20 protein-coding genes are annotated in these 19,611 nt (G+C 73.2%); 11 read left to right on the plus strand and 9 right to left on the minus strand.

The window, feature by feature from the left end:
• The first annotated feature begins 1 nt into the window (after position 1).
• The 6 genes from ACWH4W_RS07750 (at position 2) to ACWH4W_RS07775 (ending at position 3,729) form a co-directional block, all read left to right on the plus strand.
• Entirely contained in the window at positions 2 to 799 is a 798-nt protein-coding gene (locus tag ACWH4W_RS07750) for a type III pantothenate kinase (protein ID WP_106413113.1), read from the plus strand.
• 483 nt (positions 800 to 1,282) lie between these two features.
• The gene (locus ACWH4W_RS07755) at positions 1,283 to 1,870 is read left to right on the plus strand and encodes a hypothetical protein (RefSeq protein WP_473075064.1); all 588 of its coding nucleotides are present in this window, start codon (positions 1,283 to 1,285) and stop codon (positions 1,868 to 1,870) included.
• A gap of 26 nt (positions 1,871 to 1,896) precedes the next feature.
• Entirely contained in the window at positions 1,897 to 2,067 is a 171-nt protein-coding gene (locus ACWH4W_RS07760) for a hypothetical protein (protein WP_473075065.1), read from the plus strand.
• A 191-nt stretch (positions 2,068 to 2,258) separates the two neighbouring features.
• Positions 2,259 to 2,624, plus strand: coding sequence for a BlaI/MecI/CopY family transcriptional regulator (locus tag ACWH4W_RS07765; RefSeq protein WP_473075066.1), 366 nt, complete (start codon positions 2,259 to 2,261; stop codon positions 2,622 to 2,624).
• 9 nt (positions 2,625 to 2,633) lie between these two features.
• The gene (locus tag ACWH4W_RS07770) at positions 2,634 to 3,167 is read left to right on the plus strand and encodes an amino-acid N-acetyltransferase (RefSeq protein ID WP_473075067.1); all 534 of its coding nucleotides are present in this window, start codon (positions 2,634 to 2,636) and stop codon (positions 3,165 to 3,167) included.
• A gap of 226 nt (positions 3,168 to 3,393) precedes the next feature.
• Positions 3,394 to 3,729 carry a histone-like nucleoid-structuring protein Lsr2 gene (locus ACWH4W_RS07775; RefSeq protein ID WP_102641546.1) on the plus strand — a complete coding sequence of 112 codons (336 nt, stop codon included), beginning with the start codon at positions 3,394 to 3,396 and terminating at the stop codon, positions 3,727 to 3,729.
• Here the strand turns inward: ACWH4W_RS07775 and ACWH4W_RS07780 are convergent.
• The gene (locus tag ACWH4W_RS07780; RefSeq protein ID WP_473075068.1) at positions 3,708 to 4,424 is read right to left on the minus strand and encodes an SCO3374 family protein; all 717 of its coding nucleotides are present in this window, start codon (positions 4,422 to 4,424) and stop codon (positions 3,708 to 3,710) included. The two genes, ACWH4W_RS07775 and ACWH4W_RS07780, sit on opposite strands and share 22 nt — an antisense overlap.
• 431 nt (positions 4,425 to 4,855) lie before the next feature.
• On the opposite strand from ACWH4W_RS07780, the gene ACWH4W_RS07785 reads away from it, so the two are divergent.
• Complete coding sequence (locus tag ACWH4W_RS07785; RefSeq protein WP_473075069.1) at positions 4,856 to 7,381, plus strand: ATP-dependent Clp protease ATP-binding subunit; 2,526 nt, start codon at positions 4,856 to 4,858, stop codon at positions 7,379 to 7,381.
• Positions 7,382 to 7,456: 75 nt separating this feature from the next.
• Here ACWH4W_RS07785 and ACWH4W_RS07790 read toward each other — a convergent pair whose 3' ends face one another.
• Positions 7,457 to 8,113 carry an HAD family acid phosphatase gene (locus tag ACWH4W_RS07790; RefSeq protein ID WP_473075070.1) on the minus strand — a complete coding sequence of 219 codons (657 nt, stop codon included), beginning with the start codon at positions 8,111 to 8,113 and terminating at the stop codon, positions 7,457 to 7,459.
• 440 nt (positions 8,114 to 8,553) lie between these two features.
• Here ACWH4W_RS07790 and ACWH4W_RS07795 point away from each other — a divergent pair, with 440 nt between their 5' ends.
• Positions 8,554 to 9,291, plus strand: coding sequence for a M23 family metallopeptidase (locus tag ACWH4W_RS07795; protein WP_473075071.1), 738 nt, complete (start codon positions 8,554 to 8,556; stop codon positions 9,289 to 9,291).
• A 393-nt stretch (positions 9,292 to 9,684) separates the two neighbouring features.
• On the opposite strand, the gene cseC is transcribed toward ACWH4W_RS07795, so the two are convergent.
• From cseC to ACWH4W_RS07820, 5 genes are all read right to left on the minus strand, one after another.
• On the minus strand, positions 9,685 to 11,028 hold the full coding sequence (cseC, locus tag ACWH4W_RS07800; protein ID WP_473075072.1) for a two-component system sensor histidine kinase CseC: 1,344 nt from the start codon (positions 11,026 to 11,028) through the stop codon (positions 9,685 to 9,687).
• Positions 11,029 to 11,036: 8 nt separating this feature from the next.
• Positions 11,037 to 11,735 (minus strand): two-component system response regulator CseB, encoded by a 699-nt coding sequence (gene cseB, locus ACWH4W_RS07805; protein ID WP_473075073.1) that lies wholly within the window; start codon positions 11,733 to 11,735, stop codon positions 11,037 to 11,039.
• Between the two features lie 160 nt (positions 11,736 to 11,895).
• Positions 11,896 to 12,546 carry a hypothetical protein gene (locus ACWH4W_RS07810; protein WP_473075074.1) on the minus strand — a complete coding sequence of 217 codons (651 nt, stop codon included), beginning with the start codon at positions 12,544 to 12,546 and terminating at the stop codon, positions 11,896 to 11,898.
• Positions 12,534 to 13,073: a SigE family RNA polymerase sigma factor gene (locus ACWH4W_RS07815; RefSeq protein ID WP_473075075.1), complete on the minus strand. Its 540-nt coding sequence runs from the start codon at positions 13,071 to 13,073 to the stop codon at positions 12,534 to 12,536. Before ACWH4W_RS07815 ends, ACWH4W_RS07810 begins: the two co-directional genes overlap by 13 nt.
• A gap of 291 nt (positions 13,074 to 13,364) precedes the next feature.
• Positions 13,365 to 14,300, minus strand: coding sequence for an HhH-GPD family protein (locus ACWH4W_RS07820; protein ID WP_473075076.1), 936 nt, complete (start codon positions 14,298 to 14,300; stop codon positions 13,365 to 13,367).
• Between the two features lie 131 nt (positions 14,301 to 14,431).
• Between ACWH4W_RS07820 and ACWH4W_RS07825 the strand changes: the two genes are divergently transcribed.
• Positions 14,432 to 15,991 (plus strand): sensor histidine kinase, encoded by a 1,560-nt coding sequence (locus ACWH4W_RS07825; RefSeq protein WP_473075077.1) that lies wholly within the window; start codon positions 14,432 to 14,434, stop codon positions 15,989 to 15,991.
• Entirely contained in the window at positions 15,988 to 16,653 is a 666-nt protein-coding gene (locus tag ACWH4W_RS07830; RefSeq protein ID WP_473075078.1) for a response regulator transcription factor, read from the plus strand. The genes ACWH4W_RS07825 and ACWH4W_RS07830 overlap by 4 nt, the downstream gene beginning before the upstream one ends.
• 24 nt (positions 16,654 to 16,677) lie before the next feature.
• Here ACWH4W_RS07830 and ACWH4W_RS07835 read toward each other — a convergent pair whose 3' ends face one another.
• Positions 16,678 to 17,322: a phosphatase PAP2 family protein gene (locus ACWH4W_RS07835; protein WP_473075079.1), complete on the minus strand. Its 645-nt coding sequence runs from the start codon at positions 17,320 to 17,322 to the stop codon at positions 16,678 to 16,680.
• Positions 17,323 to 17,496: 174 nt separating this feature from the next.
• Between ACWH4W_RS07835 and ACWH4W_RS07840 the strand changes: the two genes are divergently transcribed.
• A complete protein-coding gene (locus tag ACWH4W_RS07840) occupies positions 17,497 to 18,378 on the plus strand; it encodes a hypothetical protein (RefSeq protein WP_473075080.1) in 882 nt (293 codons plus the stop codon).
• Between the two features lie 83 nt (positions 18,379 to 18,461).
• On the opposite strand, the gene disA is transcribed toward ACWH4W_RS07840, so the two are convergent.
• On the minus strand, positions 18,462 to 19,586 hold the full coding sequence (gene disA, locus ACWH4W_RS07845; RefSeq protein ID WP_473075081.1) for a DNA integrity scanning diadenylate cyclase DisA: 1,125 nt from the start codon (positions 19,584 to 19,586) through the stop codon (positions 18,462 to 18,464).
• Positions 19,587 to 19,611 lie beyond the last annotated feature (25 nt).

Below are 19,611 nucleotides of genomic sequence, written 5' to 3' on the forward strand. Positions count from 1 at the left end.
CATGCTGCTGACCATCGACGTGGGCAACACGCACACCGTGCTCGGCCTGTTCGACGGCGACGAGATCGTCGAGCACTGGCGCATCTCCACGGACGCGCGCCGCACCGCGGACGAGCTGGCGGTGCTCCTCCAGGGCCTGATGGGCATGCACCCCCTGCTCGGCGACGAACTGGGCGACGGCGTCGACGGCATCGCCATCTGCGCGACCGTCCCGTCCGTGCTGCACGAACTGCGCGAGGTCACCCGCCGCTACTACGGCGACGTGCCCGCGGTGCTGGTGGAGCCGGGCGTGAAGACGGGCGTGCCGATCCAGTTCGACAACCCCAAGGAGGTCGGCGCCGACCGCATCATCAACGCGGTCGCCGCCAACGAGCTGTACGGGGGCCCGGCGATCGTCGTCGACTTCGGCACGGCGACGACCTTCGACGCGGTCTCCGCGCGCGGCGAGTACGTCGGCGGGGTCATCGCTCCCGGCATCGAGATCTCGGTGGAGGCGCTCGGCGTCAAGGCCGCCCAGCTCCGCAAGATCGAGGTGGCCCGGCCCCGCACGGTCATCGGCAAGAACACGGTCGCGGCGATGCAGTCGGGCATCGTCTACGGCTTCGCCGGCCAGGTGGACGGCGTCGTCCACCGCATGGCGCGGGAGCTGTCGGACGACCCGGACGACGTCACCGTCATCGCCACGGGCGGGCTCGCGCCGATGGTGCTGGGGGAGGCCACGGTGATCGACGAACACGAGCCGTGGCTGACCCTGATCGGCCTCCGCCTGGTCTACGAACGGAACGTCTCCCGCATGTAGCGCACGCCGTTCGCGGCACGCGCCCCGGCTCGACCGCCCGGGCGCGCCCCGTGAAGTCCCGCCCGGCCGCCGCCCGCCGGTCCCGTCCGGTCGTCCCGCCCTCGTCCGGCGGCCGCGCTCGGCCCCCGGTGGTTCCCCGGGGTCCCGCGTGGCTGTCCCCGGTGGGCCGTCTCCTTCGGCCGGTCCGTGTGGCGGCTCCGCCCGGCCGTCCTGCCCAGCGGTTCCGCGCGGTGGTCTGTCCGGGGCGTCCCGCGGGGTGGTCCCGCTCGGCCCCGCGGTTTCCGCGTGGTGGCCTGTCCGGTCGTCCGCGTGGCGGTCACGCGCGGGCGGTCCGGGGGCCGGCGCGGGCGGGCCGCCCCGCCACCGCCCCGGCCGGGTGGCCCGCCCTGCCCGCGCCCCGGCCGGGCGGGCCACCCGGGTGGTGGTCGCGCCGCACATGCGATCTTCGGATGGATTTGTCTGATGAGCGCGTATCGTCGCCCCATGCCCACGCCCCACGGATCCCGCGGCGGCCTGGCGTTCGGCGCGGAGGAGCTGCGTGTGCTCCGCCGTGCTCTCGCCCTCGCCCTGCACCCCAGCCCGACCACGGCCGACGACGTCCAGGACTGCCTGCGCCTCGCCGCGTCCCTCGACGAGGTGACGCGCGAGAGTGCCCGGCTGCGCGCCTTCCTCGTGGCCGACCTCGGCCGCTACCGCGCGGCCCTCCCCGGCACCGCCGCCGGCTACCTCGCGCTCCTGGAGGAGGCGCTGGGCGCCGGGTACCGGCCTCAGCTCGACGATCTGGCCGCCCTGCGCGCCCTGCGCGGCAACCCCACCGCCGCCGCCCTGCTGCGGCACTGCGCGCGCGTCCGCCTGACCGCCCTGCCCGGGGGGCTGGCCTCCGGGGGGCGGGGGCAGGAGAAGAAGCCGGAGGAGCGGCCCTCGACGCCCCACCCGGCGCCGAACCCGAGCCCCACGCCCGCCCCGGGGACGCCCCGCCCGACCCGGCGGCCCGTGCCCACGCCCGGCGAGGTCTTCCCCCGGCGCAAACCCGCCACGCCGCCGTCGGGCCGGCACCTGGCCGCCGGCTGACCCGTCCCGCTGGCTACCCTGGACGCATGGACTACGTCTCCGCGCTCCTGCCCCCGGCCGTCATGGCCGTCTTCTTCGTCGGAGTGATCCGCGTCATCGTGAAGACGCAGGGCGGCGCCAACAAGAACAAGGAGGACGCCGCCGTCGACGCGGCCCTCGCCCGGGCGGACGGCCAGGCCGGCAAGGCCGACGCCTGACCCTCACCCGGCACGCGCCACAGGGGCGTACGACAGGTCGTCGTACGCCCCTTTTGTCCTGGTTCGCCGGTGGTCGCGCACGTCCGGCACGCCATCGTCGGGATCTCCCACTATTGTTCTGAGGTGTGCCTCGCCCCCTGGGAGAACTCGAAGACGCGGTCATGACGCGGGTCTGGAAGTGGAACCGCCCGGTGACCGTTCGGGAAGTCCTGGAAGATCTCCAGAAGGAGCGGTCCATCGCGTACACCACGGTGATGACCGTTTTGGACAATCTCCATCAGAAGGGCTGGGTGCGGCGGGAGTCCGAAGGCCGCGCCTATCGATATGAGGCCGTCTCCACTCGCGCCGCCTACGCCGCCGCCCTCATGAACGAGGCGTGGTCGCAGAGCGACAACGCCGCCGCGGCTCTCGTCGCGTTCTTCGGCATGATGAGCGAGGAACAGCAGCGAGCTCTCCAGGACGCCATGCGGATCGTCCAGCTCCCGCAAACCCCCGACGACATCGCCCGCTCTCCCGACGAGAACCCCGCCTCTCCCGACGAGCCCGGCGGGCGATAGCGTCCGTCCATGTCAGCAGACAGCCCCGAAGTCACCGCAAATGCCCTCACCGTGCGGCGGGCCCGCACCGGCGATGTGCCGGCCGTACGCCGCCTCCTCGACGTCTACGTCCGCGAGGGCATCCTGCTCGACAAAGCCACGGTGACGCTTTACGAGGACATCCAGGAGTTCTGGGTGGCGGAACGGGACGACAACGCGGAGGTCGTCGGCTGTGGCGCCCTGCACGTGATGTGGGAAGACCTCGCGGAAGTCCGCACTCTCGCCGTGAAGCCGGGCCTGAAGGGCGCCGGCGTGGGCCACCGCCTGCTGGAGAAGTTGCTGCGGACGGCCCGCTGGCTCGGTGTTCGACGCGTTTTCTGTCTGACCTTCGAAGTGGACTTCTTCGCCAAGCACGGCTTCGTGGAGATCGGTGAGACGCCCGTGGACCGCGATGTGTACGCGGAGTTGCTGCGCTCCTATGACGAGGGTGTCGCGGAGTTCCTCGGCCTCGAACGCGTGAAACCGAACACCTTGGGCAACAGCCGGATGCTTCTGCATCTGTGATCTGTGGTCCGCGGTCTGTGCCAGACCCTCTATGCGGGTGCCCTATGTCCGAAACGCGCACGTTTCCGGGGTGTGCGCGGGCCCCTGTCCTCTGCCGGGGGTTTGTGTTTTTACGGCAAAAGCGGTTTGCTTTCCGAGGTACTGCAGTACTGCATATAACAAGGGGCGGCGATACGGCGGACGCCGGCTCACCCCGGCCCTCAAGTTATCGATGAAAGGAAATCCGGTGGCACAGAAGGTTCAGGTCCTTCTTGTCGACGACCTCGACGGCGGCGAGGCGGACGAGACCGTGACGTTCGCGTTGGACGGCAAGACCTACGAGATCGATCTCACCACCGCCAACGCGGAGAAGCTCCGCGGCCTTCTCGAGCCTTACGTGAAGGGCGGTCGCCGCACCGGGGGCCGTGCTTCGGGCGGGCGTGGAAAGGCGCGTTCCTCCTCCGGCGGCAGCCAGGACACCGCGGCCATCCGCGCCTGGGCGAAGGAGAACGGTTACGAGGTCAACGACCGCGGCCGCGTCCCCGCGTCCATCCGCGAGGCCTACGAGAAGGCCAACGGCTGATCCGTGCCCCGCGCGGCGGCGCCCGCACCGGCGCGCCGCAGGCGCACGCGGAGGAGCTGCGTCGCCACGGTGTTCACCAGCCGTACGAGGTCCGGGGGGCCGTCACCGACCCCTCGGGAGCCCCTCGTGCCCATCGCCGACAGCGTCGGCAGCGAGGTCTCCGCCTCGCGACCCGGCTCGGGGGGCCGCAGCCACACGGCGGCCCCCTGCGAACTGCCCGGGCCCCCGTCGCCGGGACGCCCGGCGGCCGGGCGCCCGCGCGGCGCGTCCGGCCCGGTCCCGGCGGTCCACGGGGCGGGGGCGTCGGGGGCGTCGATGAGGTCCCCTTCGCCGAGCGCCCGCAGGTCGAGACCCAGCCCGCCCCACTCCAGCCACTCCAGCAGCCCCGGCAGCTCGTCCGCGCCGCCCGCGGCCACCAGGAGCCGCATCCGGCCCTCCTGGAGGGCGACCGGGAAGCCCCTCGCGACCCCGCCCAGCCGCTCCAGCGCCGCACGGCCCGCCTCCGCGGGCACGTCCAGGACGTCGAAGCGCACGCCCACCACCAGCCGCGGCGGGACGCCGGGCACCGTGGGCCATCCCAGTACGTTCTCGTACCAGAGCCGCGTCCGGTCGCCGTGACGGCCCTCGCTCTCCCCGCGGGCGGGCACGGCCGGCCGGCGGGGCGACGGGAGGGCGGCGGAGCGCAGACCGGCCATGCCCGGGGCAACGGACGACGGCCCGTGCGGTTACGCTGGGTGCGCGGATGTGTGCACAGGGTGTCGAACAGGGGGGCGTGCGGGGGTGTGGGAGGGCGCAAGGTTGTTCGCCCGTAGCGGAGGGAACCCGTGCACTCGGCATGGACGGTCCGTAGCAGCGGGTAAGACATCCCTAGTGGGAGGGGGCGACACGCAGGACGGGACGGCTTCCGTTCGCCACGGGCGTACTGGCGAAGGGGGTAACTGCCTGGCCTGCGGGAACATCGTCTCGCACCATCGGGTTGGAGCAGATGTCGGCGTGAGCGGGGTCAGGAGGCCATCGACGGTGTCGGCAGTTGGAATGAGCGGTCCCCGCTCGCGGGACTAAGCTGCGGAAGGACAGGGAGGGGAAGTTCCCCCCACTGCCTGACCGCTCTGAGGAGCGATTAACGATGTTCGAGAGGTTCACCGACCGCGCGCGGCGGGTTGTCGTCCTGGCTCAGGAAGAAGCCCGGATGCTCAACCACAACTACATCGGCACCGAGCACATCCTCCTGGGCCTGATCCACGAGGGTGAGGGTGTCGCCGCCAAGGCCCTTGAGAGCCTCGGGATTTCGCTCGAGGCGGTCCGCCAGCAGGTGGAGGAGATCATCGGCCAGGGCCAGCAGGCCCCGTCGGGTCACATCCCCTTCACCCCCCGTGCCAAGAAGGTCCTGGAGCTGTCGCTCCGCGAGGCCCTTCAGCTGGGCCACAACTACATCGGCACGGAGCACATCCTGCTCGGCCTGATCCGTGAGGGCGAGGGCGTCGCCGCCCAGGTCCTGGTCAAGCTGGGCGCTGATCTGAACCGCGTGCGGCAGCAGGTGATCCAGCTGCTCTCCGGTTACCAGGGCAAGGAGACCGCCACCGCCGGCGGTCCTGCGGAGGGCACGCCTTCCACGTCCCTGGTCCTCGACCAGTTCGGCCGGAACCTCACCCAGGCCGCCCGCGAGTCCAAGCTCGACCCGGTCATCGGGCGCGAGAAGGAGATCGAGCGGGTCATGCAGGTGCTGTCCCGCCGTACCAAGAACAACCCGGTGCTGATCGGTGAGCCCGGCGTCGGCAAGACCGCCGTCGTCGAGGGCCTCGCCCAGGCCATCGTCAAGGGCGAGGTGCCCGAGACCCTCAAGGACAAGCACCTCTACACCCTGGACCTCGGTGCCCTGGTGGCCGGCTCCCGCTACCGCGGTGACTTCGAGGAGCGCCTGAAGAAGGTGCTCAAGGAGATCCGCACCCGCGGCGACATCATCCTGTTCATCGACGAGCTGCACACGCTGGTCGGTGCGGGCGCCGCCGAGGGCGCGATCGACGCGGCGAGCATCCTCAAGCCGATGCTGGCCCGCGGCGAGCTCCAGACCATCGGTGCGACCACGCTGGACGAGTACCGCAAGCACCTGGAGAAGGACGCGGCCCTCGAGCGCCGCTTCCAGCCCATCCAGGTCGCCGAGCCGTCCCTGCCGCACACGATCGAGATCCTCAAGGGCCTGCGCGACCGCTACGAGGCGCACCACCGCGTCTCCATCACGGACGAGGCGCTGGTCCAGGCCGCCACCCTGGCCGACCGGTACATCTCGGACCGCTTCCTGCCGGACAAGGCGATCGACCTGATCGACGAGGCCGGCTCCCGGATGCGCATCCGCCGGATGACCGCGCCGCCGGACCTGCGCGAGTTCGACGAGAAGATCGCCGGCGTCCGCCGCGACAAGGAGTCCGCGATCGACTCGCAGGACTTCGAGAAGGCCGCCTCGCTGCGCGACAAGGAGAAGCAGCTCCTGGCCGCCAAGGCGAAGCGGGAGAAGGAGTGGAAGGCCGGCGACATGGACGTCGTCGCCGAGGTCGACGGCGAGCTGATCGCCGAGGTCCTCGCGACCGCCACCGGCATCCCGGTCTTCAAGCTGACCGAGGAGGAGTCCAGCCGCCTGCTCCGCATGGAGGAGGAACTGCACAAGCGGGTCATCGGCCAGGACGACGCCGTCAAGGCGCTGTCCAAGGCGATCCGCCGTACCCGCGCCGGTCTGAAGGACCCGAAGCGTCCGGGTGGCTCGTTCATCTTCGCCGGTCCGTCCGGTGTCGGTAAGACGGAGCTGTCCAAGGCGCTCGCGGAGTTCCTCTTCGGCGACGAGGACGCGCTGATCTCCCTCGACATGTCGGAGTTCAGCGAGAAGCACACGGTCTCGCGCCTCTTCGGCTCGCCCCCCGGTTACGTGGGCTACGAGGAGGGCGGCCAGCTGACGGAGAAGGTGCGCCGCAAGCCGTTCTCGGTCGTCCTCTTCGACGAGGTCGAGAAGGCCCACCCGGACATCTTCAACTCGCTGCTGCAGATCCTGGAGGACGGTCGCCTGACCGACTCCCAGGGCCGGGTCGTGGACTTCAAGAACACGGTCATCATCATGACGACCAACCTCGGCACCCGGGACATCTCCAAGGGCTTCAACCTGGGCTTCGCCGCCGCGGGTGACACGAAGACCAACTACGAGCGCATGAAGAACAAGGTCTCGGACGAGCTCAAGCAGCACTTCCGGCCCGAGTTCCTCAACCGCGTCGACGACGTGGTGGTCTTCCCGCAGCTGACCCAGGGCGACATCCTGCGGATCGTCGACCTGATGATCGACAAGGTGGACGAGCGCCTGAAGGACCGGGACATGGGCATCGAGCTCTCCCAGTCCGCCAAGGAGCTGCTGTCCAAGAGGGGCTACGACCCCGTGCTGGGCGCCCGGCCGCTGCGCCGGACCATCCAGCGGGAGATCGAGGACTCGCTGTCGGAGAAGATCCTCTTCGGCGAGCTGCGTCCCGGTCACATCGTGGTCGTGGACACCGAGGGCGAGGGCGAGTCCGCCACCTTCACCTTCCGCGGCGAGGAGAAGTCGGCGCTGCCCGACGTCCCGCCGATCGAGCAGGCGGCCGGCGGCGCCGGCCCGAACCTGAGCAAGGACGCGTAAGCGCCCTGCCGCACGGCCAGTGAGAGGGGCCGGCACCCGCGAGGGTGCCGGCCCCTCGTCTGTGCCCGGGGACGGTCAGGACAACTGGCCGTCGTAGTCCGGGAGCTTGAAGGTGCGTTCGGCGTGGCCGCCCGAGAGGTCGGTGGGGTTGTTGCCGATGTTGGCGATGATCGTGTAGCCCTTGCGCTCGATGTCGGCGCGCTGGGCCGTCTTGTACTCGGCGACGTTCCTGAAGAGGTCCAGGAAGCCGCGGACGTACAGACCGGAGGACTCGTAGCCGGCGTGGTCGAGGTTCCACTCGGTGGGCGCGTGGATGATGCCGGGGCGGGCGGTGACGAAGAACAGGTCGACGCCGCGCTCCTCGGCGTAGCGGGCGACCTCCAGGACCGGCTGGTTGGCGGGCTGGGGGAAGCTGAAGCCGAAGTCGGTCTCCAGGGCGGTGTTGTCGATGTCGAGGACGATCGCCTGCTTCTCGCCGGGCCGGGCGTCGGCGATGCGCTGCTTCACGTAGGGCAGGGCCTGGTCCATGACCGCCTGGCAGTCGCGCTGCCAGGTGTCGTAGTCGACGGCCGCCGCGAGGGCGGCCGGGGCGGTGGCCGGGAGGGCGGCGGTGGCCGTCGCGGGCGGTACGGCGGCGGGTGCGGCCTCGGCCGGTGCGGCGAGGGCCACCAGGGCGGTCGCGGAGACGGCGGTCACCGATACGCGGCGCAGCCAGGGGCGTCGGCTTCTCATGTCGTGGGGGTCCTCTCACGTCCGTGACGCTGCCAACATGTCGTGTGCATGCTCGTGTGCGAGGGTGACGCGAGGTGAACCGTAGGGTTACCGGACGGTAGGCGGCCAGAGGCCTGCGCCACATTTCCGCGACCGCGTTTTCACTCCGCCGGTGACATGGTGCACAGGGGTTGTGTCCGGTACGGCCCGGAATAGTAGGGGGCGACCGAAACTGCATCGGACATTCAGGCCGAAAGTGAGAGTGAACGGCTTGAAATGGGGCCTTCGCCCCGCACGAGCCCCCTGTCAAGAGACGCGCATCTCAGTCGGAATCTACGAGTTCCGGTCGTAGGTCACACCTTTGCGGCTTTTCGGGCGAAAGGGTTACCACTGAGGAGCCACCGCGCCGCGGGCCCCGCGAGCCGGTGGTTCTCCTCTGTCCCCTCCCCCATGAGGTTTCGATGTTCGAGCGCGTCACGTCCCGTCTCCCCCGTACGTCCGCCACCCGTACCCGTGCGGCCGTCCTGGCCGCCGGCCTGGGCACCTCGGTCGTCCTGGGAGCCGGGGTCGCGGCCGCCGTCGACACCACGGCCGCCTCCGGCGCGGCCGGCGCCGTGCAGGCGCAGGCGGCGGCCCAGGCCAAGGCCGCGAAGGCCCAGGCGGAGGCCGTCCAGGCGCAGGCCGCCAAGGCCCAGAAGGCCGCCGAGGCGAAGAAGGCGGCCGCCGCCAAGGCCGCCCAGGCGAAGAAGGCCGCCCAGGCCGCGGCCAAGAAGAAGGCCGCCTCCTGGATCGACCCGGTCGAGAACTACAAGCTGTCCGCGAGCTTCGCGCAGAACGGCGGCATGTGGGCCTCCAAGCACTCCGGCCAGGACTACGCGATCCCGACCGGCACCCCGGTGATGGCCGCCCACGGCGGCACGGTCGTGAAGGCCGGCGGCAACGGCGCCGGCGACGGCCCCGCGTACGGCAACGCCGTCGTGATCAAGCACGGCAACAAGACGTACTCCCAGTACGCCCACCTGTCCTCGGTGAACGTGAAGGTCGGCCAGGTCGTCAAGACCGGCCAGAAGATCGCCCTGTCCGGCAACACCGGCAACTCCAGCGGCCCCCACCTGCACTTCGAGATCCGCACCACCCCGAACTACGGCTCCGCCGTGGACCCCGCGAAGTTCCTGCGCAGCAAGGGCGTCACGCTCTGACCCGCGGGGAGCGGACAGGGGCGGCCGCCTGGTGCCCGTCCGTGCACCGGTGGGCCGGGTGATCAGATCGACGGCGACCCCGAGAACGGCTTCACGCCGCCTCACGGGGCCGCCTCCGGGAGCTTCCCGGAGGAGCCCGGCGAAGCTCCCGGAGGCGGCCCGCGAGGGCGTGCCGGCACACCGTCTCCCCGGGGACAGCACGGCACGTTCCCGCCGACCGCGGTCGGCGGGAACGTGCCGTGCTGTCCCCGGCGCCCGCCGCCTTCCTCGAGGAGGCCCCGCTGAAGGGCGCGGGCCCGCGCGAGGACGGCCGGGCGGACGCCCCCGCACCGACGCCCGAGACGGCGCGGGCAGCCGGCCCCTCCGGGACGCCCGCCCGCGCCGGAACCGCGCTCACTGCCCCGGCACCGGATAGCTCCCCGTGTTCGTCGGGGCGTGCTCCGGCAGCCACAGGACGGCGGCGGCGCCCTCGGGGGGTGCGTCGTCCGGGGCCCCCGCCGGGCGTACGTTGCGGAAGGTCAGCCGGGCGCCCAGCACCCGGGCCTGGCCGGCGGCGATGGTCAGGCCCAGGCCGTGACCCCGGCCCGCCCGGTCCGCGCTGCCGGTGCGGAAGCGGCTCGGCCCCGCGGCGAGCAGCTCCTCGGGGAAACCGGGCCCGTGGTCGCGGACCCGGACGACCCGGCCCTCCACGGTGACCTCGATGGGCGGGGCGCCGTGCCGGGCGGCGTTGGCGAGCAGGTTGAACAGCACCCGCTCCAGGCGTCGCGGGTCGGTGGTGACCTCCGACTCGTGCACCACCCGCACGACGGCGTCCGGGTCCTTCGCCGCGACCCGCCGGGCGACGAACTGGCCGAGCAGGATGTCCTGCAGTTCGGCCCGTTCGGACGCGCTGTCCAGCCGGGCGACCTCCAGGACGTCCTCGACGAGGGTGCGCATCGCCCGGGCCCGGTCCTGCACCAGCTCCGTGGGCCGGCCCGGCGGCAGCAGTTCCGCCGCGGTGAGCAGACCGGTCACCGGGGTGCGCAGCTCGTGGGCGATGTCGGCGGTGACCCGGCGTTCCGCCTCCAGCCGCTGCTTCAGCGCGTCCGCCATGGCGTCCACCGCGCTGGCGAGGTCGTCGGTCTCGTCCCGCACCACCCCGCCGATGGCCTCCCGCACCCGTACGTCCGTCTCGCCGCCCGCGACCCGGTTGGCGGCGGCGGCCGCCTTGCGCAGCCGCCGCGACAGGTGCCCGCCGATGAGCACGCCGAGCGCGGAGCCGCCGAGGACGGTCGCGGTGGAGCCGATCAGCAGGGCCTGGTCGAGGTCCTCCAGGATGTCCGAGCTGCGGTCGGTGAAGCCGGAGTGCAGCGACATCACATGCCCGTTCTTCAGCGGCACCGCCGCCCAGATGTCCGGCGCGCCGTCCCGGTCGGCCACGTAGGTGGCGCGGCGGCCCTCCTCGACCCTGGCGCGCAGCTCCCGGGGCAGCTGCGGGTCGTCGATCTTGGTGTTGGGGAAGTTCAGCCGCCCGGACAGCTCGTAGTTGCGCTGAGCGATCATGATGCGCTCGTCGGCCAGGTCACGCGCGTTGTCCAGCATCGACACCCGGGCCGCGTTGTGCACGACCAGGCTGAGCGCGACCGCCACCAGCGCGCCGACCAGCGCGATGGCCGCGCTGAGCTTCCACCTCAGTCCGGCCCCGAGGTCGGCCCGCCGCACGAACGCCGTCACGAGGCGCCGGATGTACCCGCGCATCAGCCCGCTCAGGCCTTCAGCTTGTAGCCGAAGCCCCGGACCGTCTCGATCCGGTCCTGGCCGATCTTGCCGCGCAGCCGCTGCACGTGGACGTCGACCACCCGGGTGTCCCCGCCCCAGCCGTACTCCCACACCCGCTCCAGCAGCTTGTCGCGGGTGAGGACGGTGCCCGGCGCCGCGGAGAACTCCAGCAGCAGCCGCATCTCGGTCGGGGTGAGCGCGACCGGCTGCCCGGCCTTGCGCACCTCCATGCCCTCGGTGTCGATCTCCAGCTCGCCGAAGGCCAGGACCGGCCCGGCGCCCCCGTCGTCCTGCCCCGCTCCGACGCCGCCCGCCCGCTCGAAGCGGCGCACCACCGCGCGGATCCGGGCGACCAGGACGGCGCCGTCGAACGGCTTGGTCACGTAGTCGTCGGCGCCCGCCTCCAGGCCCAGCACGACGTCGATGGCGTCGGCCCGCGCCGACAGCATGATCACCGGCACGGTCGACTCGTCCCGTATCCGACGGCACAGGCTGACGCCGTCCAGGCCGGGCACCATGACGTCGAGGAGCGCGATGTCCGGCCGGTCGGCGCGGAACGCCTCAAGACCCGACAGCCCGTCGGGCATCGCGGTGACCGCGAAGCCGTCCCGCTCCAGCGTGAGCTGGGTGGCCTCGCGGATGACGTCGTCGTCCTCGACGAACAGGACGTGGGTCTGATCTGCCATCCCGCTGCTCTCAGTTCTCGTGTGGTCCCGGACCGGGCGCGCCCCCGTGCCCGCCCGGTCCCTCGTCCATGGCCCACCCCACGGGACGCACCGGCCGCGCGGCGGGTTCATCCCCTCATCGCCCGGCGGCCCGCCGGCGGTTCCCGTGGTGAGCCGTGTCTCAGCTTTCCGGTGCCGGTGTCGGCACCGCGCCGGCCACCGGCCCGTACTCGTTGCGGGTGCGGTACTTCTCGCCGAACCGGCCCGAGACCCAGCGGTACGTGATCACGTCCTCGCCGGACGGGCTCGACACCGGGTCGCCGCGGTCGTAGACCTGCTTGGTCACCACCAGGTCCCCGCGGTCGATCTCGGCGTAGACCGGCGGCTCCTCGGCGCTGAACACGTTGACGTAGGAGCCGCCCTGGTGCCGGTAGACGTACGCGCCGATGCCGACGGCGTCACCGCAGGTCAGCACGTTGACGACGACGTCGTCGCGGGCCTCGCCGGTGAGGTTGCCGTAGCTGACGTCCACCGGGTACTCGTCGGCGACGCAGGGCTTCAGCTCCCGCTTCACCTGGGCCGAGACGGCTGGGTCCCGCTTGATCAGGCGTACCGCGTCGACCCGGTCGGGGGTCGGCGAGGGCGCGGTCGCGGGCGCGGCCGGGCTCGCCCCGTCGTCCACGCGCGCCGGGCCCTCGTCCCGGGCGCCGGTGCCGCTCGCGCCGCATCCGCTCGCCAGCAGCACGGCGGCGGCGAGCACGGCCGTCGCCGTGCTCGCCGTCCGGGCGGTGGACCGGGCCCCTCCGGGCCGCGGGCCGGTCAGGCCGCGCAACGCTCCCGCTCCTCACGCTCCAGCGCGCGTGCGTCCAGCTCGCGGGACTCCAGCTCCTCGCGGAGCCGGGCCAGCGCCCGGTGCAGCGTGCTCTTGACCGTTCCGGCCGACATGCCGAGCGCGGCGGCCGTCTCGTCCGTGGACATCTGCTCCCAGTGTCGCAGCACCACGACGCTGCGCTGCTTCGGGGCGAGGACCTTCAGGACGTCCATCAGCAGGGCGCGGTCCGCGTACTGCTCGGTGGCGTCCTCCACGCGGGACTCGGGGAGCTGCTCCGTGGGCACCTCCTCCAGCTTGCGCGCCCGCCACCACTCCGTCCGCGTGTTGATCATGACGCGCCGCAGGTAGGCGTCGGCCAGCCGCTTGTCCTCGATGGTCTCCCAGCGGCCGTACGTGCGCACCAGCGCGGTCTGCAGCAGGTCCTGCGCCTCGACGGGGTCCGGGACCAGGCGCCGGGCGCTGCGCAGCAACGCGTCCTGCCGGGTGCGGACGTACTCCTCGAACTCGAGCACCTCGCCCTGCGCCATGGTGTACCGCCTTCCGGTCCCCGTTCCGGCCCGCCCGTGAAGGGCCGGCCGTACCGCTCGTCATCCGTCTCGTCGTGCTCCGGTCGAGCACGTGGTCGACGGTACGGAGGCGTTGTCACGGCACTGTACGAAGCACCCTGCGGGCAGCCCTCGGGTGTCCGTCGGTTGTGTAACGGAGGGACGAACGGGATGGACGGGACGAAGCCGTCGGCCGTTCGACGCGGTCATGGGGCGGTGCGCCCGTCACGGGGGGTGACGGGCGTGAACCGTGTGACGGGAGACGGCCCGGGTTCAGGCCAGCGGCAGCCGGTACAGGCCGCCCGGCATCGGCTCCACCAGGCCGTCGGACACCAGCCCGTCCAGCGCGCGGGCCCGCTGCACCGGCTCGTGCCACACCCGGTCGAGCGCCGCCTGCGGCACCGGTCCGTGCGCCTCCCGCAGCACGGCCAGCAGCCGCCCGCGGACCTGCCGGTCGGTGCCCGCGTACGTCTGCCCGCGGCGCGGCGGGCCCTCGTGCGGGGGCTTGCCGGCGAGCCGCCAGGCGCACTGCGCGGCGATCGGGCAGCGGTGGCACGCCTCGTTCTTCGCCGTGCACACCAGCGCGCCCAGCTCCATGGAGGCGGCGGCCCACCGGGCGGCCGTGGCCGCGTCCTCCGGAAGCAGCGCGCGGGCCAGCCGGCGCTCGGCGGCGGTGGTGGCGTTCGGCGGGTACTGCGTGCCGCCGACCGCGCGGGCGAACACCCGGCGGACGTTGGTGTCCAGCACCGCGTGCCGCTGCCCGTAGGCGAACGACGCCACGGCGGCGGCGGTGTACTCGCCGATGCCGGGCAGCGCCAGCAGCTGGGCGTGGTCGGACGGGACGTCGCCGCCGTGCCGTTCCGTTATGGCCACGGCGGCTCCGTGCAGCCGCAGGGCGCGGCGCGGGTAGCCGAGCCGGCCCCAGGCGCGGACGGCCTCGCCGGGCGCCTCGGCGGCGAGATCAGCGGGGCGCGGCCACCGCGCCATCCACTGCTCGTAGACGGGCAGCACCCGGTTGACCGGGGTCTGCTGCAGCATGAACTCACTGACCATCACCCCCCACGCGCCGGCCTCCGGGCGTCGCCACGGAAGGTCCCGGGCGTGCTCGTCGAACCAGTCGATGACGGGGGAGTGCAGCGGCTCACCGGGAGCACGCTCGGACGCGGAATCGGCGGCGGTGCCGTACGGGGGCTTCGTGGGAGCAGTCATGACCCGTCGATCCTGCCACGCCGGGCCCCGTGGGCGGCCGAGCGCCACGGTCGGGGGGCTCCCGGAGGGTGACACGGAACCTGACGACCGGCAGGGGCGGACGCCCGGCGGCCGCTTGTAGCGTCGGGCGCATGGACCGCGCCCGTACCGCCGCGATCGGCGGCCGCTGCCTGCTCTGGGCGGGGCTCGTGCTGCCGGGGCTGTGCGCCGACCGGCTCGGGCTGAACGAGCCGCGCCCCCTCTGGCAGCAGGCGGCCGGGGCGGGCGTGCTCGCCGCCGCCACCGCCCTCGCCCGCCGCCGCCCCCTTGCCGCGTCCGCCCTGACGGCCGTCCTGTGCCTGGCCGACGCCCCCGCGCTGTTCAGCCTCTCCTACGGCCCCGCGCTCGTCCTGTTCGCGCTGCTACTCGGGCTGCGGGCGGAGCGCACCGCCCCCGCCGCCCTGTGCTTCGCCGCCGTGGGCGTCGCCGGCGCCGTGCGGATCGCGCTCGGCGGGGGCGACCCGGTCCCGCCGTGGCTGGTGATGACCGGCACCCTGCTCTTCGGGTGCGTCCTGCCCTGGCTGGGCGGGCGCTACTGGCGGCAGAGCCGCGAGCTGACCGCGGCGGGCTGGCTGCGGGCGGCCCGGCTGGAGGAGGAGCGGCGGCTCGCCGAGGAGCGGGCGCGGCTGCGCGAGCGGGCGAGGATCGCGCAGGACATGCACGACTCCCTCGGGCACGAGCTGAGCCTGCTCGCGCTGCGGGCGGGCGTCCTCCAGGTCGCGCCCGACCTGCCGGAGCGGCACCGGGCGGCGGCCGCCGGCCTGCGCGCGGCGGCCGCGGACGCCACGGACCGGCTGCACCGCATCATCGGCGTGCTGCGGGAGGACGACGACGAGCCGCTCCCGCTCGCCCCGGCCGGGGAGACCGTCGGACAGCTCGTCGCCCGCGCCGCCGACTCGGGGCTGCCGGTGCGCTGCGAGACCGACGGGCGGCCCGTGGAGCCGGGCGGGGTGGCCGAGCGGCTGCTGTACCGGGTGACGCGGGAGGCGCTGACCAACGCGGCACGTCACGCACCGGGCGCGCCCGTCGTCGTGGAGCTGACCGGCGGCCCCGGAGCGACCGTCACCGTCACCAACGGACCCGCCACGCGACGGAGTCCGGCATCCTCCGGCGGCGGCACGGGACTGCGCGGGCTGCGCGCGGCCGTCACGGCGGTCGGCGGAACCTTCGAGGCGGGCCCGCACGGCGGCGGGTACCGGGTGCGGGCCCACGTCCCGGCGCGGGCGGACGGGACCGTCGCGCCGCCGCGTGCGCCCTCCGCGCCCTTCACCCGCGCCCGCCGCCGGGTGGCCACCGCGCTGGGCGTCGCCGCGGGCGCGGGCGTCGCCCTGGTCGCGGCGGCGGCCGGCTGGTACGCGTACACCGAGACGCACGCGGTGCTGGAACCCGCCGCCTACGCCGCGCTCCGCCCGGGCACACCGCTCACCGCCCTCGATCTGCCCGGCCGGCAGATCCAGGACCCGCCGGCCGACCGCGCCCCCGCCCCGCCCGAGAACGCCGACTGCCGCTACTACCGCGCGAGCGGTGAGCTGTTCGTCTCCGTCGACCACTACCGGCTCTGCTTCGACGACGCCGGCCGCCTGGTCACCAAGGACGTCGTCCCGCGTGCGGGCGGTCGGCAAGAACCTACGCGACAGGAGTTCACCGGATGATCAGGGTCCTGCTGGCCGACGACGAGGCGATGGTGCGGGCCGGGGTGCGCGCCATCCTGGACAGCGGCGGCGGGGCGGAGGTCGTCGCCGAGGCGGGCGACGGGCGCGAGGCCGTCGAACTGGCCCGCGCGCACCGCCCGGACGTGGCCCTGCTCGACGTCCGCATGCCCCGGCTGGACGGGCTCGCGGCGGCCGGGGAGATCGTCCGCACGGTCCCCGGCACCGCCGTCGCCGTGCTCACCACGTTCTCCGAACGCGCCTACGTGGCACGCGCGTTGGCCGACGGCGCCACCGGGTTCCTGCTGAAGTCCGGCGACCCGTACGAACTCCTCGCGGGCGTACGGGCGGTGGCGCGCGGCGCGGCCTTCCTGTCGCCCACGGTGGCCCGGTACGTGATCGAAGGGCTCGGCGGGTCCGGCGGTGGTGGACGGCTCGCCCGTGAGGCGGAGGCGCGGGTCCGGGTGGAACGGCTCAGTCCGCGCGAACGGGAGGTGCTCGGCCTGGTCGGCGCCGGGCTGTCCAACCCGGAGATCGCCGCCCGGCTGCATCTCGTCGAGGGGACGGTGAAGGCCTACGTGAGCGCGGTCCTGGACCGGCTCGGCGTGCGCAACCGCGTACAGGCGGCGATCGTCGCGTACGAGGCGGGGCTGGTGGACGCGTAGGTCCTCCAGCGGCCTGACGCGTGGTCAGCGGCGTCGGTGCGTCGCGTACGAGGGGGCGTCGGACCGCGGACCGGGGCCGGCGATCCACCGCGCGACCGGCGACGCCGAACCGCGCACCGCCCCCGCGAGCCGGACGGCGGGCCGTGTGGCCAGGGCGACGACGGCCGGAGCGACGGCGGCGCCCAGCAGCAGACCGGCGGCCACGTCGTGCGGGTAGTGCACGCCCACGAACACCCGTGAGAACGCGGCGAGAAGGGCCAGCGGAGCCGTCAGCCACACCAGGGTGCGGCGCACCAGGACCAGCGCGGCGGCCGAGGCGCCGGCGATGGTGGCGTGGTTGCTCGGGAACGACCAGTCGCCGTACGGCGGGCACTGAGCCAGGGAGGGGGCGGCTCCGGTCACCGCGCGGCACGGACGCTCCTCCGTCACCACGGACTTGAGCACCTCGCTGCAGACGTACGCCACAGCCGTGGCCAGGGGTGCGAGGGCCGCGATCGCGAACGCGCGGGTGTCGGAGCGCCGTGCCTTCCACCAGCCGACGGCGAACAGCGCGACGAACAGGAGGAGTCCGGCCTCCGTCCCGATCTCGGCCGTGTGCCGCAGCCACGCCGGGGCGTCGTGCGCGTGGTCGGTGATGTCGCGGTACAACCCGCTGTCCACAGGGTCCATGGTCACCGACCGTAGGCGAACGGGCGGAACGGTCACACCCAGCGATCGTCGGGTGCCCCGCCTGACGAAAGACAGGGGTGTGCGGCCGGTTACCGGGATGATGATCCGGAAAAGTTGCGTGCTGAACGGCGGGTGGGACAAGCGAACGCTCGTATCTCTCGTACAGTTTGCGCCGTGGGATCTCTGCGCAATCCGGTCGGGCCGCTTCCCTCCTCCATCTACTGGCGACGGAGGGCCGTACTGCTGTCCGTACTCGCCCTGTTGGCGTTGTTGATCACCTGGGTCGTGGTCTCCGCCGGCGGGAGCGGCGACGGCTCCGACAACGGTGCCAACGGCAAGGATCCCGTGCCCTCCATCACTCCGGGACCGTCCGGTTCGGGCCCCGCGATCAGCCAGGCGCCGGGCGGACGGGACGAGACGGGTGACGGCGGGTCGGAGGGGGCCGGCGGCGGTTCCGGCGACTCCGGCGGTTCGTCCTCCGGTTCCGACGGCGAGGGCGGCGACCCCGCGGACTCCGCGGGCGCCGGCGGCGCGGGCGGATCAGGCGGATCGGGCAGCGGCGCGGGCGGCAGCGCCGGCGGCGGCTCCGAGGGCGGTACGTCCGCGGGGGTCGGCGCGGGTGACGCGCTGCCGGCCGGATCCGGGTCCGGGCTGCCCAACTGCACCGCGAACGCGGTCCGGTTCAGCCTGCGCAGCGAACGCAACACGTACGGGCCGGCGGACACGCCCACCTTCCTGCTCACCGCGCGGAACACGTCGGGCGCCGACTGCAGGATCGATCTCGGTCCGGAGCGGACGGTGTTGACCGTCTCCCAGGCCACGGACGACGACACGTTCTGGGCGTCGGACCACTGCCCGAGGGGCCCGCGCAGCCTGGCGTTCCGGGTGCCGGCCGGGGACGGCATCACGTACACCGTGAAGTGGGACCGCAAGCCGAGTGCGGCGCGGTGCGCGACGCCGGAGGGCGGGTCGGCGAAGCCGGGCACGTATCTGGTCGAGGCGAAGGCGCCCGGCTTCGAGAAGGTGCGGACGTCGTTCGTGCTGAAGGCCGACTAGGGGTTCTCGAAGGACGCCTCGGCCTGACGGCCGGTGGGGGCCGGGCGCGCGGCTCCCCGCGCCCCTTCGGCGGGGCGCTCCGGTCAGACGTAACGTTCGAGGATGCTGCTCTCCGCCAGGCGGGACAGGCCCTCGCGGACGCTGCGGGCGCGGGCCTCGCCCACACCGTCCACCGTCTGGAGATCGTCCACGCTCGCGGCGAGCAGCTTCTGCAGTCCGCCGAAGTGCTCCACCAGGCGGTCGATGATCGCGCCGGGCAGCCGCGGCACCTTCGCCAGCAGGCGGAAGCCGCGCGGCGAGACCGCCGAGTCCAGGGTCTCCGGGGAACCGGTGTAGCCGAGCGCCCGCGCCACCGTCGACATCTCCAGCAGCTCGGCGTGGGTGAGCGCGTCCAGCTCGTGCAGCGCCTCGTCGACGGTGCGGGAGCGCTTCGCGGTCGGCGCGGGGACGTAGTCCCGCACGACCAGTTCGCGCTCCGGCTCCACGCCCGCGATCAACTCGTCGAGCTGGAGGGCGAGAAGACGGCCGTCGGTGCCCAGTTCGACCACGTATTCGGCGATTTCGGTGGCGATGCGGCGCACCATCTCCAGCCGCTGCGCGACCGCCGAGACGTCCCGGACCGTCACCAGGTCCTCGATCTCCAGCGCGGACAGCGTGCCCGCGACCTCGTCGAGGCGGAGCTTGTAGCGCTCCAGGGTGGCGAGCGCCTGGTTGGCGCGGGACAGGATCGCCGCCGAGTCCTCCAGGACGCGGCGCTGCCCGTCGACGTAGAGGGCGATCAGCCGCATCGACTGGGAGACGGAGACGACCGGGAAGCCGACCTGCTTGCTCACGCGGTCGGCGGTGCGGTGCCGGGTGCCGGTCTCCTCGGTGGGGATCGTCGGGTCCGGCACCAGCTGGACACCGGCCCGCAGGATCTTGGACAGGTCGGACGAGAGCACGATGCCGCCGTCCAGCTTGCACAGCTCGCGCAGCCGGGTCGCGGTGAACTCCACGTCCAGCACGAAACCGCCGCTGCACAGCGCCTCGACGGTCTTGTCCGAACCGAGCACGATGAGCCCGCCCGTGTTGCCGCGGAGCACGCGCTCCAAGCCGTCACGCAGGGCGGTGCCGGGCGCCACAGCGCTCAGCGAGGCGCGCATCAGGCCATCGGAACCGGCACTCCCACCGGACTTTCCGGGAGCTGCTGCCCGGTCGTTGGCTGCCACTGCACTCCTCCGGTCGCAGGTTCTG

This window comes from Streptomyces sp. DSM 120436, assembly GCF_055778765.1.

What these genes read in the sequence shown, in the direction of transcription:
- ACWH4W_RS07830 (WP_473075078.1), top strand. Translation starts at nt 15,988, where the DNA reads ATGATCAGGGTCCTGCTGGCCGACGACGAGGCGATGGTGCGGGCCGGG.
- ACWH4W_RS07790 (WP_473075070.1), bottom strand. Translation starts at nt 8,113, where the DNA reads ATGAGAAGCCGACGCCCCTGGCTGCGCCGCGTATCGGTGACCGCCGTC.
- ACWH4W_RS07755 (WP_473075064.1), top strand. Translation starts at nt 1,283, where the DNA reads ATGCCCACGCCCCACGGATCCCGCGGCGGCCTGGCGTTCGGCGCGGAG.
- ACWH4W_RS07795 (WP_473075071.1), top strand. Translation starts at nt 8,554, where the DNA reads ATGTTCGAGCGCGTCACGTCCCGTCTCCCCCGTACGTCCGCCACCCGT.
- ACWH4W_RS07780 (WP_473075068.1), bottom strand. Translation starts at nt 4,424, where the DNA reads ATGGCCGGTCTGCGCTCCGCCGCCCTCCCGTCGCCCCGCCGGCCGGCC.
- ACWH4W_RS07825 (WP_473075077.1), top strand. Translation starts at nt 14,432, where the DNA reads ATGGACCGCGCCCGTACCGCCGCGATCGGCGGCCGCTGCCTGCTCTGG.
- ACWH4W_RS07770 (WP_473075067.1), top strand. Translation starts at nt 2,634, where the DNA reads ATGTCAGCAGACAGCCCCGAAGTCACCGCAAATGCCCTCACCGTGCGG.
- cseB (WP_473075073.1), bottom strand. Translation starts at nt 11,735, where the DNA reads ATGGCAGATCAGACCCACGTCCTGTTCGTCGAGGACGACGACGTCATC.
- ACWH4W_RS07750 (WP_106413113.1), top strand. Translation starts at nt 2, where the DNA reads ATGCTGCTGACCATCGACGTGGGCAACACGCACACCGTGCTCGGCCTG.
- ACWH4W_RS07760 (WP_473075065.1), top strand. Translation starts at nt 1,897, where the DNA reads ATGGACTACGTCTCCGCGCTCCTGCCCCCGGCCGTCATGGCCGTCTTC.
- cseC (WP_473075072.1), bottom strand. Translation starts at nt 11,028, where the DNA reads ATGCGCGGGTACATCCGGCGCCTCGTGACGGCGTTCGTGCGGCGGGCC.
- ACWH4W_RS07785 (WP_473075069.1), top strand. Translation starts at nt 4,856, where the DNA reads ATGTTCGAGAGGTTCACCGACCGCGCGCGGCGGGTTGTCGTCCTGGCT.
- ACWH4W_RS07835 (WP_473075079.1), bottom strand. Translation starts at nt 17,322, where the DNA reads ATGGACCCTGTGGACAGCGGGTTGTACCGCGACATCACCGACCACGCG.
- ACWH4W_RS07815 (WP_473075075.1), bottom strand. Translation starts at nt 13,073, where the DNA reads ATGGCGCAGGGCGAGGTGCTCGAGTTCGAGGAGTACGTCCGCACCCGG.
- ACWH4W_RS07820 (WP_473075076.1), bottom strand. Translation starts at nt 14,300, where the DNA reads ATGACTGCTCCCACGAAGCCCCCGTACGGCACCGCCGCCGATTCCGCG.